Annotated in this window: 14 protein-coding genes; 3 read left to right on the top strand and 11 right to left on the bottom strand. The window is 34.6% G+C overall.

The genetic code is table 11. From position 1 onward, the window contains the following. Nucleotides 1-65: 65 nt before the first annotated feature. The 3 genes from IL45_RS01170 to IL45_RS01160 form a co-directional block, all read right to left on the bottom strand. Nucleotides 66-1,223 (bottom strand): peptidylprolyl isomerase, encoded by a 1,158-nt coding sequence (locus tag IL45_RS01170; RefSeq protein ID WP_036579244.1) that lies wholly within the window; start codon nt 1,221-1,223, stop codon nt 66-68. Between the two features lie 117 nt (nt 1,224-1,340). Beyond that, the gene (gene gldI, locus IL45_RS01165) at nt 1,341-1,901 is read right to left on the bottom strand and encodes a gliding motility-associated peptidyl-prolyl isomerase GldI (protein WP_036579241.1); all 561 of its coding nucleotides are present in this window, start codon (nt 1,899-1,901) and stop codon (nt 1,341-1,343) included. Further along, nucleotides 1,870-2,895, bottom strand: a complete 1,026-nt coding sequence (locus tag IL45_RS01160) for a DHH family phosphoesterase (protein ID WP_036579239.1) — start codon at nt 2,893-2,895, stop codon at nt 1,870-1,872. The genes gldI and IL45_RS01160 overlap by 32 nt, the downstream gene beginning before the upstream one ends. 186 nt (nt 2,896-3,081) lie before the next feature. Between IL45_RS01160 and IL45_RS01155 the strand changes: the two genes are divergently transcribed. Continuing rightward, nucleotides 3,082-5,622, top strand: coding sequence for a DUF7619 domain-containing protein (locus IL45_RS01155; protein ID WP_051788599.1), 2,541 nt, complete (start codon nt 3,082-3,084; stop codon nt 5,620-5,622). Nucleotides 5,623-5,828: 206 nt separating this feature from the next. Beyond that, nucleotides 5,829-6,248, top strand: a complete 420-nt coding sequence (locus IL45_RS01150; RefSeq protein ID WP_036579237.1) for a nucleoside-diphosphate kinase — start codon at nt 5,829-5,831, stop codon at nt 6,246-6,248. 88 nt (nt 6,249-6,336) lie between these two features. Here IL45_RS01150 and IL45_RS01145 read toward each other — a convergent pair whose 3' ends face one another. The 8 genes from IL45_RS01145 to IL45_RS01110 all read right to left on the bottom strand — a co-directional run bounded on the left by IL45_RS01145 (nt 6,337) and on the right by IL45_RS01110 (nt 11,549). Beyond that, nucleotides 6,337-7,179 carry a DUF6503 family protein gene (locus tag IL45_RS01145; protein ID WP_036579235.1) on the bottom strand — a complete coding sequence of 281 codons (843 nt, stop codon included), beginning with the start codon at nt 7,177-7,179 and terminating at the stop codon, nt 6,337-6,339. A gap of 27 nt (nt 7,180-7,206) precedes the next feature. Next, nucleotides 7,207-7,581 carry a DoxX family membrane protein gene (locus tag IL45_RS01140; RefSeq protein WP_036579233.1) on the bottom strand — a complete coding sequence of 125 codons (375 nt, stop codon included), beginning with the start codon at nt 7,579-7,581 and terminating at the stop codon, nt 7,207-7,209. A 49-nt stretch (nt 7,582-7,630) separates the two neighbouring features. After that, the gene (locus IL45_RS01135) at nt 7,631-8,365 is read right to left on the bottom strand and encodes an SDR family oxidoreductase (RefSeq protein ID WP_036579231.1); all 735 of its coding nucleotides are present in this window, start codon (nt 8,363-8,365) and stop codon (nt 7,631-7,633) included. 123 nt (nt 8,366-8,488) lie between these two features. Then, nucleotides 8,489-8,698 (bottom strand): hypothetical protein, encoded by a 210-nt coding sequence (locus tag IL45_RS01130; protein WP_036579229.1) that lies wholly within the window; start codon nt 8,696-8,698, stop codon nt 8,489-8,491. A 1-nt stretch (nt 8,699) separates the two neighbouring features. Further along, on the bottom strand, nt 8,700-9,281 hold the full coding sequence (locus IL45_RS01125; RefSeq protein WP_036579227.1) for a Maf family nucleotide pyrophosphatase: 582 nt from the start codon (nt 9,279-9,281) through the stop codon (nt 8,700-8,702). A 2-nt stretch (nt 9,282-9,283) separates the two neighbouring features. Beyond that, the gene (locus tag IL45_RS01120) at nt 9,284-10,195 is read right to left on the bottom strand and encodes a geranylgeranylglycerol-phosphate geranylgeranyltransferase (protein ID WP_036579224.1); all 912 of its coding nucleotides are present in this window, start codon (nt 10,193-10,195) and stop codon (nt 9,284-9,286) included. 33 nt (nt 10,196-10,228) lie between these two features. Beyond that, complete coding sequence (locus IL45_RS01115; protein ID WP_036579222.1) at nt 10,229-10,762, bottom strand: KdsC family phosphatase; 534 nt, start codon at nt 10,760-10,762, stop codon at nt 10,229-10,231. After that, nucleotides 10,752-11,549 (bottom strand): Rossmann-like and DUF2520 domain-containing protein, encoded by a 798-nt coding sequence (locus IL45_RS01110; RefSeq protein WP_051788596.1) that lies wholly within the window; start codon nt 11,547-11,549, stop codon nt 10,752-10,754. The genes IL45_RS01115 and IL45_RS01110 overlap by 11 nt, the downstream gene beginning before the upstream one ends. A gap of 86 nt (nt 11,550-11,635) precedes the next feature. On the opposite strand from IL45_RS01110, the gene ccsA reads away from it, so the two are divergent. Then, on the top strand, nt 11,636-14,908 hold the full coding sequence (gene ccsA / locus IL45_RS01105) for a cytochrome c biogenesis protein CcsA (protein ID WP_036579219.1): 3,273 nt from the start codon (nt 11,636-11,638) through the stop codon (nt 14,906-14,908). Nucleotides 14,909-14,946: the final 38 nt, after the last annotated feature.

Genomic DNA, 14,946 nt, shown 5'->3' with positions numbered 1-14,946 from the left:
TTAAAAATAAACGTATAAAAAAAGCGCCCATCGGGCGCTTTTTTATTTTCATTTAACTTAGGAAATTAATCTTGTGGTAAGATTTCCATTTCAAAAATAAGCTCAGTATTAGGTGGAATTACATTTCCAGCACCACGCTCACCATATCCTAGATCAGATGGTACAAAAGCCACAATCTTATCACCATAGTTCATCGTTAAATAAGCATATTTAAAACCTACAGCACCCATAGGTGTTGCAGGATCATATTTAACAGGTATTTCTTGATAAGCTCCAGCTTGATCTTTACGCTCATTATAGTTTCCATAAGTCTGAGCAATTTCTACATCACTAGTGTCAAAAAGTTTACCATCCATAAAGAAGCCGCTATAATCTATGAAAACTTCAGATCCCATCGCTGGTTGAACGCCACTACCTTCAGAAATTTTATAAACTAATACATCACTATCTTTAAGTTTAGTTGCTTTAGCCTTCCATTCTTTTAATTGTGCAGCTTTTTTAGCTTGCATCTCTGGCGCTTGTGCCATTCTTTTTTGTAAAAGTTCTGCGGCCTCTTGTGCAGCCATAGCTTTGTCTTCTTGAACTGTTTTGAAAACTTCAACAGCATCCCATTTTTTTGCAGCTTTACCTTTTCTAATAATGCGAATAGTTTGCATTTTAACATCGTCAATAGGTCTGTTATTTGCTTGAGCATTCACTGGTACTGCAGCAATAGAATCGATAACAGCAAGGCCTTCTACCACTTTTCCAAAAACATTATACTTACCGTTTAAGAATGGTGTTTCCTTATGCATGATAAAGAATTGAGTTCCATTAGTATTAGGACCAGCATTTGCCATAGAAAGAATACCTTTTGCATTATGGTTTAAGGTGTCAACAATTTCTTGATCAAATTTATAACCTACGTTCCCTGATCCAGTGCCTGTATAATCACCACCTTGAATCATAAAATCCTTCATTACCCTATGAAACAATAATCCGTCATAATAAGGTTTTCCTTTAAGGCTATCCACGCCTAATTGTGGATGGTTTCCTTCTGCAAGGGCTACATAATTAGCAACAGTTAACGGTGCAGCCTCATAATATAATTCAGCAAGCATAGTTCCTTTATCGGTAACTATTTCGGCATAAATTCCATCTGGAGCATCTGCATATTTATCCTCGCAAGATGCTGCTGTAAGAATGACAGCTAGTAATAAAAGTAATCCGTGTACTTTTTTCATTATTCTAATTTTTAATAATTGGGTTGTTATTTTAAATTCTAGTTTGAAACTTGTTTTGTTATTGATAATTACGCTTTCGCGAAAGCGAATATCATATACCAATCACAATGATAAGAATTATTCTTCTATATTAATACCTAGTAATTTGACATCACTTTTAAAAGGTACATTAGTTCCTATACGGTCTTGATCACCATAATATCCGTAACCTGTGTATGATGGAAAATAAAAGGTAGCTTCTTCACCGGTTTGCATCAATTTTAAAGCATCACGCATACCGCGGAAGATCCCATATTCTTGCTCCATACTTTTAGTAATAGGTGAAAGTTCATCTTTACTATAAATCGTATCACCATTAAGCGCTATAACATTGTATTCAAAAGTAACACGATCACCAAAAGCAGGAGTTTTTCCTTTTAGACTATCCTTTTGAGTAAAGGAGTAATAGAATCCATAAGTTGAGCGCTCAAACTTTTGATCTAATCCTGCAATAACTTTTTCAATGGCGGCTTCTTCGGCAGCATATATTTGTTTATTGTTTTCGATAGATAATTCTGTAGTAGAACTGGTAGTACGACTTATAGGTTTACGAGGTTCTGGTGTTTTACAACTATAGGTAACTAGTACAAATAGTAATAGTATAGCTTTAAATAATGGTGTCGCTAAGTGCTTTTTCATAAGAAGGCAATATACTAATTAATTTTTGCTCTGTAGCTTTCATATCTAGGTCTGAACGCCCACCAGCAGCATTTTTATGACCACCACCGTGAAAGTGTTCTCTTGCTAATAGATTAACGTCAAAATCACCTTTAGATCGTAAAGAAATTTTTATAATTCCGTCGTCTTTATTCTCTATAAAAATAAGAGCAAACACGATACCTTTTAAACTTAGTCCATAGTTTACAAAACCTTCTGTGTCACCTTTTTTAAAATTATTATCGTTAAGCTCTTGCTGTGTTAGGGTGATGTAGGCTGTTTTAAACTCTGGTAATATCTGTAAATTATTAAGCGCTACACCTAGTAATTTCATACGCGATGGCGTATTTACATCATATATATTACGATTAATCGCCTCGCTGTCTGCACCTTTATCTTTTAAATGAGCTGCGACTCTTAATGTTGCACTGGTAGTGGATCGGTATTTAAAATTACCAGTATCTGTGATAATACCGGTGTACATTGAAGAAGCCATGTCTGCCGTAATGAGGTCTGTATGTCCCATCATATCTATGAAATGATAAATCATCTCACAAGTAGAACTCATAGATGTGTCGCTATACAAATATGTTGCAAAATCATCTGGTTGCTGGTGATGATCAATCATTACATAAGTCGTGTCAGTGGCAGTAAGTATGGTTTCCATTTCACCAGCTCTATGAAAAGCATTTTGATCTAGTATAAAGATGAAGTCAGCCTCTTTAATTAAGGAGTCTGCTTTATTTTTTTCTCTTTCATAAATCATTATTTCATTTGTAAATGGCATCCATTTTAAAAAGTCTGGATAATCATTAGGTGAGATAATAGTACAATCGTGATCCAATTGATTTAAGTATCCATAAAGAGCTGTGGTAGAACCTATAGCATCACCATCAGGATTGCGATGTGGTACAATAACTATATTTTGAGGTGTGCTCAGTTCTTTTTTGAGCTCTGCAATTTGTGCTGTATTCATAAGTGCAAAAATAGGGAATCGTGGTTTTGGAATGATGGTTTTGTTAGATACAAATTTTCTGTTTTGCTGAATTCGGAGATATCGTGTTTGATAAAATATTGAAATCAGTAAATCTTTGAAAACTTATCTCTCATTATTAGTTAGTTCTATTTTTTTTTTTTTTTCATTTGTAGGAAATATTTGATTATGAGAAAATTGATACTTGCTGTTCTTCTACTTAGTTCAATAAATTGTTTTGGACAAATTATAAATATTCCAGACCCAGCATTTAAAAACTTTTTAAGAACAGAATTATTAATTGATACAGATTTTAACGGAACACTAGATCAAGATGTCGATTTGAATAATGATGGCGAAATTGAACTTAGTGAGGCGTGGCAAGTGAAAGCTTTAAATATTAATAATACTCATGGAATTACTAATTTACAAGGGATCGAGTCATTTGTTAGGCTGACCGGAATCCAGCTAACAGATACAGTAATAACTACAATACCAGTTTCAACTTTATCAGATTTGTATCGAATTGATTTGATTAGAAATCAAATAATAAGTTTAGATGCAGGAAACCTTACAGATTTGAGGTATATCACTATACAAGATGAACCTCAATTTACCTCAATTAATTTCCCTCAAACGGCTACAATTTTCGGTATCAATATTCGAAATTGCCCATTATCAACACTTAATTTTACTGGACCAACCTCTGTTATTAGTCAACTAAATATAACTGATTGCCCAATCACTTCTATATCATCATTAAGCAATAAATATATTGGAGAATTGACATTACAAAACACTTCATTAACCAGTTTAACATTAGATCCCGTGGCATCGACTGCATATCCTGATGTTACTATTATGGGGAATTCAAATCTCACGAATATTGATGTTGAAGGTAATTATGGCGATTTGAATATTCTTTCTAATACAGGTTTAACAACCTTGGATATTTCCAATTATAGAATTTCTAGATTAATTATTGAAAATAATACGTCGTTAAATAATTTGATGAATTCAAATAGTGAAGTTAATATACTAAAGGTTAAAGAGAATAATTTCTTTTCTTTGAATTTTGATCAAATTAGTGGATTATATGATATTGAAATAAACGGTAGTTTTGGTTTGAGAGAACTCTCTATTCAAAATTTAGATATTTTTGCAGGTGTGGATGTAACAATAAATGGTCAATTACAAAGACTATATATGCAAAACACTAGATTGGATGATTTTGAAATTAATAATAATACAACATTATTATATATATGTGTTAGAGATAATATCTCTGATTACAATAAAGTGATTAATGAATTGCAAAGTCAAAACTTAAACAATGTCGTGGTTAATAGTTATTGTTCATTTGGAGCCGGTGGAGTAACAAGTGAAATTAGTGGTGCATTAATATTTGATGAGAACAACGATGGATGCGATCTTATGGACCCGTCATTTACAAACTTGGTTTTAAATGCTACAGATGGCAATGTTTCAGGTTTTATTTCCACTAATGCAGATGGTGATTATATAATTCCTGTCTCAGATGGTCAACATACCATCACTCCAAACCCAGAAAATCCAACCTACTGGAACTTCTCACCACCTAACGTAGTCGTAGATTTCCCAACCCAAGCTAGTCCATTTACACAAGACTTTTGTGTTACCGCAAACGGAACAATAGAAGATCTAGAAGTTATAGTAGTTCCATTAGAACAAGCAAGACCAGGTTTTGATACAGATTACAAAGTGGTAATAAAGAATAAAGGAAATGTGACTTCTAGTGGAACGGTAACGCTAGACTATGAAGAAGATTTTATGACTTTGCTGTCTACTAATCCTAACGCTGGAAATACACCAAGCAATCAATTGAGTTGGTCGTTTAGTAATCTACAGCCATTCCAAATGGAAGAGTATGAATTTACAATGACCTTAAATACTCCAACCGCAACGGTAAATCCATTAAATGGTGGCGATATTATAACCTATACAGGAACAGTTACAGGAACAGGAACAGACGCAATGCCAGCAGATAATGTGATGGTTTTTGACCAAACGGTAGTCAATAGTTATGACCCTAATGATAAAACCTGTCTGGAAGGAGAAACGATAGATCCAGTAGACGTAGGTGAGTATGTACATTATATAATTCGTTTTGAAAATACAGGAACAGCTAGCGCGATTAACGTTGTTGTAAAAGATGAAATCAATTTAAATCAATTTGATATCACGACATTGATTCCGCTAGGTGGCAGTCATGATTATTACACAAGAATCAGAGAAGGAAATGTGGTGGAGTTCATCCATGAAGACATCAACCTTGACTTTAATAATGCGACTAATGATGGTTATGTGTTATTTAAAATTAAAACCTTGAACACATTAACTGTAGGAGATACTTTTGATAATACGGCCGAAATATTCTTTGATTTTAACGCTCCGATTGTTACAAATACAGAAACCGTAACGGTTATGAGTACGGCGAGTATAGTAGAAGTAACAGATTCTAGCATACAGCTATATCCTAATCCTGCTAACAGTTTTGTAAATATCACAGCAGATTTAGGAATCAAAAGCGCTACCATCGTTGACTTAAATGGTAGAACGATATCACAGACAAACTTTACTGGTAATGAAAGCTCGCAGCGCATTTCTTTAGAAAATCTAAACTCAGGAATATATTTTGTGACTATTAAAAGTGAAGTAGGGCAAAAGGTAGAGAAATTGGTGGTACAGTAGTTTGCTTTTTACATAGTATTTGAAAAACACAAATTTAGAGATTTGTGCTTTTCTGTTTTGTTAGCAATGGTTAATGATAATTATCATTGACCGTTCCTCTTAACCACCTTGATTACAACAAAAAAGAACTGTTTTAATTAACTATTTTAATTTTATGTGCAACCATTAAAAATCAGTACTTTTGCAGCCTATTTAAAAAAATAAAGATGGCAACTAATAGAACATTTACAATGATTAAGCCTGATGGCGTTGAAAACGGACACATCGGTGCTATACTTGAAAAAATCACAGCAAGCGGTTTTAGAATCGTAGCGTTGAAGAAAACTCAAATGACTAAGGCAGATGCTGAGTCTTTTTATGCTGTGCATAACGAGCGTCCGTTCTTTGGTGAGTTAGTTGAATTTATGACTCGCGGACCTATCGTTGCTGCTATTCTTGAAAAAGAAAACGCAGTTGCAGATTTCCGTACGCTTATAGGTGCTACTAACCCAGCAGATGCTGCAGAAGGTACAATCCGTCAGTTATATGCAACTAGTATGGGAGAAAATGCTGTTCACGGTAGTGATAGCGATGAGAATGCTGCTATAGAAGGCGCGTTCCATTTCTCTGGTCGTGAGATGTTTTAATTAGAAGACATTTATCATATTATCTAGGGCTGGTCTCTAGAAAAAAAATCCACCGATAGGTGGATTTTTTTGTTTATAAAGATTTGAACTAGATGGCTTTGTTCTGAAAGTCTTGGTTGTTTATATCATTATTGAATTTTATATCTGTCCAATTAACATATATCCAAGGAGCATCTGTTACCGTTGCTTGCCAGTCGGATGCTTTATATTTTCGTTTTGTAGGTATTAATAATCCATCAATATTTTCATATTCCATTTGCATTAATGAAGGTTCCATTTTATTGAAGTCTGCAACGGTAAACAAAAATTGGTCAACTAATTTTGTATCGCGATTGATATACAATTGATAAATATCCTTAGGTGAATTATCTGTTGATTCAAATGATACTTTTATGATATCATAGGTATTATCACCTATAGACTCTTCCTTTATATAATCATAATTTACACCAGGATCTAATAATTTAGGCATCATGGTGAACCAGTAATAATTTGTAGGCCTATTAAAAGCAACTCTTTTTAATTTTTGTTCATCTAGAATGTTATGGTTGTTATGATTGAGCCAGTAGTTGGTTCCATCATATCCTTGTACAATAGTTCCAGTTAAATCAGGGAAAGTACGTTCATGTTTTTGATAGGCACCATAAGAAAGCTCGCCTTCAAATTGATACATTTCTGTTGACTGGTCTGTCTTACCATCAGGCGTTTGGTAAGTATAAGTGTAAATAACGTTTTGTTTTTCTAACAGTTGATTATAGTTGCCCACATTTTGCACCATATCATAAACTAATTGATGAGCTTGATTTGCAAATTGAGCATCTGTTTCTAAGTCAGGTTTCTGATCGTTTGTAGAAACATTAGTTTCCATCTGTTCTTTGCAGCTGGTAGTTATCAAACTGGCGATAAAAGCTATGGCTAATAGTTTTTTCATTTTATTCTTAATATAAGTTAGAGAAGTTTACTTTTTATTTTTAATTATGGTGTCTAGCGACCAATTATTATAATTGGTGTGCCATAAAAGAAATGCAAAAACGGCTGCATGAATAAGTTGTGAGTTAATCACAGTCCAGTTTTCAACCATCGTGCTTCCTAAGACTAATAACATCATCGTAATGATGCTACCGGTTAGTGCTTGTCTAGTAAACAATCCGAGCACTAATAAAACACCTAGTAAAAATTCTGCTATTGTCAGAACATAACCAAAGGGTTCTACTAAAAAGGATGGGATCATAGATTCACTGAATTTTGCCACCATACCGTTGCTAAATGCTACAATCTTAGGTAAACGTACTAATCCATGACCCAGCATACTTATACCTATAATAAGACGTATTAATAGATAGGTAAGGTTTTATCTTTCATAATTATAATTTTATTGATTATTAAACGACAGCTCCGTTTGCTAGTATGACCTGTCCAGATATCCATTTTGAATCATCACTAGCGAGAAATAATACCACCTTTGCGATGTCTATAGGGTCTGCGATTCTGTCAAATGCAGACATACCTTTTAGTTTTTCTATAAATTCTTCTGATTTTCCCTCTAAAAAAAGTTCCGTTTCTGTAGGACCTGGCGCAATGGAGTTTACTGAAATTCCACGACCTATTTCTTTTGAAAACACTCTAGTTAGTTGCTCTACAGCTGCTTTAGAGGCAGAGTATAACCCATAAGTAGGCAACATCATTTTTACAGTGCTCGAAGAGAAATTAATGATGTTTCCGTGATCTGCTAACTTTTCATCAGCTTCTTTTAGCCCGTTAAAAACACCTTTAAGGTTGACATTTATAATAGCTTGAAAATCATCATCTGTATAATCTTTAACATGCTTGTTAATCATAATACCAGCATTATTAATAAGAACGTCTACTTTACCATAAGCCTTTATCGCAGTGTCAAATAATCTAGTAAAATCTTCTTTAACACTTACATCTGCTTGAACAGCAATGGCTTCACCACCTAAGTTAAGGATTTCTGTAATTGTCCGATCCGCGGCATCCTTATTTGAATGATAGTTCACGACTAATTCTGCACCGTTTTGAGCGAGTAGAAGAGCAATTTCCTTTCCTATTCCTTTGGAGGAGCCTGTTACAATAATGGATTTGTTTTTTAGTTTCATAATTCTTGTATTTATGAACTATAAAACTAAACAATCGTTTAGTAATCGTATAGCATTTTAACTTTTTAGAAAGTTTAAGTTTGCTTTCGCGAAAGCGTAATCACATCAAGTTTGTGTAAATAATTATTGACTTTCATCTTTTTTCCGGCTCCATCGTTTGCCATGCCTTAACGAGATAAAGCCACTAATAGCTCCTACTACTAGAAAAAATAATACCTCACTGGCCCATAATTTTAATTTAAAGGCATCTATTTGAAAGGAAATACGTGAGAAGTAAAAAAGTGTGCCCAACGCAATGGATAGAATGATGATTAATAGAATGACTTTTTTCATTTTATAAACTCTTTAAAAACCCATATACCTTAGGCAATGGTAATCCCATTACATTGTAATAGCAGCCTTCAAGCCTGGTAACCGCTGCATAGCCTAACCAGTCCTGAATACCGTATGCACCGGCTTTATCCATTGGTCGGTATGTTTTTACGTAATATTCAATCTCTGCAGCAGTTAAATTTGCAAAATGCACTTTAGTACAATCGTTAATTACGGTTTGTTGAGTAGTAGAGGTAAAACAAACTGAGGTATAAACTTCATGAACTTGACCACTCATTGAAGTAATCATGTCGATAGCATGCTGATCATTTTTAGGTTTTTCCAGCGGTGCATCATTGAACCAAACGATAGTATCACTTGTAATTAATAGTTGATCATCCTTTAAATCATTTATGAAGGCATCAGCTTTAAGAACTGATAGGTAATCAGTGATTTGTGCACCTTTTAAATCATTAGAATATACTTCATTTACTGGTCTGGTTTCAATCTTGAAATTAATGTCAAGTCCTTTTAAAAGCTCTTGTCTTCTAGGTGATTGCGACGCTAGAATGATTTCGGTATTCTTAAATTTTTCTTGAAGCATAGTTATACAGTTAGGGAGATGACTGCCATAGAGCATATTCCGGCAAATAATACGATTTTAAGAATCATACTCAACAATGTGAATTGAGCTGTTTTTTCAGAACTCCATAGCCTTAACATCACATACATAAGTGGTGCAATAATGATAAATACAAAGTAGAATAGTGCTATTTGATTTTGATAAAGGTAATTATAGATGTACCACACAAATAAGGCTATCACGCCTAATAGAAAAATACTTACAACTCGTGCAGCTCTTATTCTGCCTATAGCAATGGCTAGCGTATTTCTTCCACCAGAATGATCTCCATTAATGTCTTCGCAATCTTTTACCCATTCACGAGCTAGATTTATTAAAAATGCACCAGTGGCAAAATCAAATAATATCTTTAACATGACTTGTTGCGCACCTTGATTTACCGGTGTTATCACTGGATATAATTCAAAGATTCCAGTAATCATAATTACTAACCCTACTAATAATGAAATCAATAGATTCCCTATCAGCAACATACCTTTTAAGGTGGTAGCATAGATATAAAGTACAAAGGCTATAAAAACAAAAACAGTGGCCATGATAGGTTTGTCAAGACTGTTTGAAAGAACAAAACCAGCAATAACCGCTATAATCGTTAAAACACCATAGATGGTAAACGCATTATTCTCGCTAATTACTTTGCCTACTAGAACTTTTTCAGGTTTATTGACTTTGTCGATTTCAACATCTTGTATATCATTAATAACATTACCACCAGCGGTTAATAATGCGGTCGATAGAATAAGTAATGTAAGTTGCCACCAGTTTAAAGCGAGATCAACACCAGACGGATTTAAAATTGCATAAACGATGACCAATTGTGCAAGTATGGTCATCAAAACATTAGGCCAGCGAATTAATTTAAGAAATGTAAGCATTGTCATTATAATAGTAGAAAATGTATAATCTATTTAAGATGATTGAATATTCTTTCCACCAGCCACATGCCATTTTCCTTGTACTTTGAGAACCTGCTCTATGACATCACGCACACAACCATCACCACCATGCTTGTGTGAGATATAATCGCTTACAGCTTTAACTTCGGCTATAGCATCTTGTGGGCAAGTTCCTAGGCCTACAAACTCGATAGCCTCGACATCTGGCATATCATCACCCATGTAAAGCATTTGTTCGGGTTTTAAATCATGTGCAGCAGCATATTGATGAAGGTATTTCATTTTATCATGCGCATCTAGAAATACATCTTTAACGCCTAGACCTTCTAACCTAGACTTTACTCCATTATTACGACCACCAGTAATAATACAAACATTAAAACCTTGCTGTAGTGCAGTTTTAATAGCATAACCATCTTTGGCATTCATCGTTCTTAATAACTCGCCACTTTCTGATATTAACATTCTACCATCGGTAAGTACGCCATCTACATCAAAGAAGAAGGTTGTAATCTCGTGTAATAATTCTTTATAACTAATTGCCATAGGTGTTTTTAATTGATTGTGTAATCGCGTCATACATATTGCGATCATTAGATTTTATAGCCTCAAGATGTCTCGCAATGGTTTGCACATCGTTACGCCTTGCAGGACCTGTTTGCGCCTCATATGGGCTTATTTCTTGTGCTTTTGCAAGCGTTTCATTCATTAAAGGATATAGTAAAGAAGCATCAATATTAGCTTCATTTAAAATTTCATCGGCTTTTGTATAACAGTGGTTGACAAAGTTATTCATATAAACGGCAGCGATGTGTAAACGTCCACGTTGTTGTGAATTAAGATATGTAAGCTTGCTAGACAACTGATTGCCTAATTTCTCCAATCCTTCTTGAGCAATATTGTTATTAAACTCGACACAGATAGGCAATTCTTTAAAGTTCATTTCTCTAGACTTACTGAAACTTTGTGGTATATAAAAAACACCGTGATTAACATGGTTAGATACAGCCTGCATTGCAACGCTACCACTGGTGTGAGCTATAATGGCGTTACTGTTAATGGTAGTACTTACATTAACGATGTGATCATCTGGTGTTGCGATAATAACCAGATCTGCTTTAGGAAGAGCCTTGATAGAGTAGAGTAGTGGTGCCTTTAGAGTATCTATACACGTAGCGCTCGTGTTGTAGTAACCTACTAATTTTAGGGTATTTTTAACGTTCGTGTTTTTTGCTTTCGCGAAAGCGGAATCATTATTAACATATTGATTTTCAATAGCCTTACATAGATTTAAACCTAGGTTACCAGTACCGATTACAATTATCTCCATCATGTTGTAAAAATACAAACTGTGGAACGACCTACAAGCTAGGTGAAACGGGTTTTGTAAAGTATCTTTGCAAACTGTAAAACAGCGCTATGAAAGACCACTGGATTGTCAAGTTACTCTTCTCTACTAGAACCATGACTTTTTTATTATTTGCATTTGCGTTGAGCATGGCGGTAGGTACATGGATAGAACATATTTATGACACACCTACTTCAAAAAAGTGGATTTATAACGCATGGTGGTTTAGTGCAATGATGTTCTTATTGGTACTCAATTTTATAGGGAATATAAAGCGTTATCAATTATTACAGTGGAAAAAGTGGGCGACGCTAACTTTACATTTATCATGGATACTTATCATTATAGGAGCTGGTATTACTCGTTATATTTCTTTTGAAGGAATGATGTTGATACGTGAAGGAAATACAGAAGAGGCTTTTTATTCTGATGAAACTTATATGAGTGTGATCATGCAAGGAATGAGTCCAGATGGGCAAGAAATGCAGCGTGAGATAAAGGATAAGATGTTAATCACACCATACGATTATGATTACTCTTTAAATGAAGAGTTTTATGATAAAGACATTTCCATAACAATCGACACATTGATTTTTGATGCTGTAGAAGGTTTAATACCTAGTGAAGATGGAAAAGAACGTTATCTTAAAATCGTAGAAGCCGGACAAGGAACACGTCATGATCACCTATTGAAAGATGGTGAAAAGGCTTTAATACACAATACACTTTTTGGAGTTAATTTAGATCCAGAACTAGCAGCAGCAGAGGACATTGTCAATATTGTAGAAAACTGGAATGGTTATACTATTCAAACACCTTTTGAAGGTCAGTTCATGCGTATGGCAGATCAGATGCAAGGCGAAGTTTTTAAAGATAGTATTCAGACTTTAAATTTAAGATCTCTATATACTTTAGGGAATATGCAGTTTGTGATTCCAGAACCGATTACAGCTGGTAACGTTGGTATTATTAAATCACCTGAGCCTACTGCGGCAAAGGCTTATGGGATAAAGGCAACGGTAACATCTGGTGGTGATAGTAAGAGAATAGAAATGCTAGGTGGAAAAGGTATAGTGTCTGATTATGTAGATGTTGAAGTTAATGGAGTGAATCTTTACATTAAGTATGGTTCTATCATGCGTGAACTTCCATTTTCTATCACTCTTGAGGATTTTATAGCAGATAAGCATCCTGGTACCGAGAAGGCATATGCCGCTTTTGAGAGTAAAGTTTTAGTAAACGACGATAATGGGAGTACCTCACAACGTATTTATATGAACAACGTTTTAGATAAAGAAGGATATCGATTTTTTCAAGCAGGATTTGATCCTGACGAACTAGGAACTCACTTATCTGTTAATTATGATTTTTGGGGTAAGACCGTGACTTATGCTGGTTATTATCTTTTATATCTAGGATTACTAGCCCTATTATTTGATCCTAATACTCGATTTGGTGAATTAGGACGATTGATAAAACGTGTTAATAAAAGAAAAGCCAAATTGAATATCACCGCTGTTCTCATCTTATTGATGTCTACTTTTAGCTTTGCCCAAGATGGACATGAAGGTCACGATCACGCTCCTGGAGAACATCAAGAGGTAACGGCTACAAACACTAAATTAAGACAAACGCCAGTATCTAGGTTGGATAGCATCATTGTTGCTAATATGATACCGCAAGAACAGGCAGATAAGTTTGGTGAAGTGATTATACAGGATAATGGTCGTATGAAGCCTATTAGTACACTAGCTTCTGAATTATTGCGTAAGATATCAGAGCGTGATTATTATGAAGCAACGGTAGGAGATAGTGTTGTACGTCTTTCGCCAGAACAGACTTTGTTAAGTATGATGCAGTTTGGTAACCTATGGTATGAGGTTCCATTGATTAGATTAAAAAGAGGAAATGATTCTATCAGAGATATTTTAGGTATAGATCGTTCTAGAAAATATGCTGCTGGGATGGACTTTTTTAGATCTCCAGACGGTGAGTTTATAGCTTTCAAACTTGCACCATATCTAGATGAAGCAAATCAGTCGGATCGCAAAAATGCTTTTCAAAAAGATTTTATCGATGTTAACTCAAACCTAGGAATACTAGATCAGGTGGTTTCTAGTTCTATGATTAGAATATTCCCTAAACCTAATGATCCTATTAATAAATGGTATTCTTATCCAGAATTGAATGATGCAGGATTTAAATCTACTGACTCTGTACTAACTAAACAGTTTATACCAGCATATCTTCAAACATTGAGATATGGAAAGGTAAAAGGAGATTATACCGAGGCAGATCAAGTATTAGCAAGTCTTAATCGTTTTCAAAAAGCATATGGAGGCGAGGTGATGCCTAGCGAGAATAAAATTAAAGCTGAAATCCTCTATAACAAATATGATGTTTTTAGAAACCTTTACATGTGGTATGCATGGTTTGGCGTTTTCTTAATCATTCTACTGGTTTCTGAAATTTTAATGAAGAAACCGTTGAAAGAATTACGATACGCTATTCAATTTCATAAAGTAGTGATTATTGGATTGTTTGTCGTTCACATGGCAGGTTTAATTACTAGATGGTATATCAGTGGTCACGCACCATGGTCTGATGCATATGAGTCTTTGCTGTATGTAGCTTGGGCAATCATGCTATTCGGTTTGCTACTAGGTCGTAAGAGCGAATTAACGATGGCGGCGGCAGCTTTTGTGGTAGCTATAGTATTATGGGTTGCACATTTAAACTGGTTAGATCCAGATGTGGCAAACATACAACCAGTCCTAGATAGTTATTGGTTGATGATACATGTTGCTGTTATTGTGGCTAGTTATGGACCATTTGCTTTAGGAATGATTTTAGGAATTATCACTTTTATACTTATGATTTTTTCAAATGATAAGAATAAAAAGCGCATGGATTTAAATATTAAGCAACTTACTTATATCAATGAAGCAGCCATTACCATAGGATTAATAATGCTCACCATAGGTAACTTTTTAGGTGGTATGTGGGCAAATGAAAGTTGGGGACGTTACTGGGGCTGGGATCCTAAAGAGACTTGGGCGCTTATTAGCATCTTTGTTTATGCCATTGTACTCCACTTAAGATTAGTACCAGGACTAAAAAGTAGGTGGACATTTAATTTGTGGTCTATCCTTGCTTTTCTATCGATTTTAATGACTTATTTCGGTGTGAATTTCTACTTATCTGGCTTACATAGTTATGCTAGTGGAGATCAAGTCTTGTCTTTAAAATATGTTGGATACTTCTTAATATTTGTTGCTGCCATCGGTATACCAGCTTATATAAAAGAAAAGAAAGTCTTTAAAAAGAAGGATCGAGAAGAATAATCCTTGAATGAAACTATGCATAAAAAAAGCCTCATCAT

It is taken from the genome of Nonlabens ulvanivorans, assembly GCF_000732625.1.
Classification (GTDB): domain Bacteria; phylum Bacteroidota; class Bacteroidia; order Flavobacteriales; family Flavobacteriaceae; genus Nonlabens; species Nonlabens ulvanivorans.
Note: the sequence above shows the minus strand (reverse complement) of the source record. Positions and strands in the feature narration are given on the sequence as shown.

Excerpts from the sequence above, each read along its gene's own strand:
- IL45_RS01115 (WP_036579222.1), bottom strand. The coding sequence starts at position 10,762 with ATGGCAATTAGTTATAAAGAATTATTACACGAGATTACAACCTTCTTC.
- IL45_RS01135 (WP_036579231.1), bottom strand. The coding sequence starts at position 8,365 with ATGAAACTAAAAAACAAATCCATTATTGTAACAGGCTCCTCCAAAGGA.
- IL45_RS01145 (WP_036579235.1), bottom strand. The coding sequence starts at position 7,179 with ATGAAAAAACTATTAGCCATAGCTTTTATCGCCAGTTTGATAACTACC.
- gldI (WP_036579241.1), bottom strand. The coding sequence starts at position 1,901 with ATGAAAAAGCACTTAGCGACACCATTATTTAAAGCTATACTATTACTA.
- IL45_RS01110 (WP_051788596.1), bottom strand. The coding sequence starts at position 11,549 with ATGATGGAGATAATTGTAATCGGTACTGGTAACCTAGGTTTAAATCTA.
- IL45_RS01150 (WP_036579237.1), top strand. The coding sequence starts at position 5,829 with ATGGCAACTAATAGAACATTTACAATGATTAAGCCTGATGGCGTTGAA.
- IL45_RS01130 (WP_036579229.1), bottom strand. The coding sequence starts at position 8,698 with ATGAAAAAAGTCATTCTATTAATCATCATTCTATCCATTGCGTTGGGC.
- ccsA (WP_036579219.1), top strand. The coding sequence starts at position 11,636 with ATGAAAGACCACTGGATTGTCAAGTTACTCTTCTCTACTAGAACCATG.
- IL45_RS01170 (WP_036579244.1), bottom strand. The coding sequence starts at position 1,223 with ATGAAAAAAGTACACGGATTACTTTTATTACTAGCTGTCATTCTTACA.
- IL45_RS01125 (WP_036579227.1), bottom strand. The coding sequence starts at position 9,281 with ATGCTTCAAGAAAAATTTAAGAATACCGAAATCATTCTAGCGTCGCAA.
- IL45_RS01160 (WP_036579239.1), bottom strand. The coding sequence starts at position 2,895 with ATGAATACAGCACAAATTGCAGAGCTCAAAAAAGAACTGAGCACACCT.
- IL45_RS01155 (WP_051788599.1), top strand. The coding sequence starts at position 3,082 with ATGAGAAAATTGATACTTGCTGTTCTTCTACTTAGTTCAATAAATTGT.
- IL45_RS01120 (WP_036579224.1), bottom strand. The coding sequence starts at position 10,195 with ATGCTTACATTTCTTAAATTAATTCGCTGGCCTAATGTTTTGATGACC.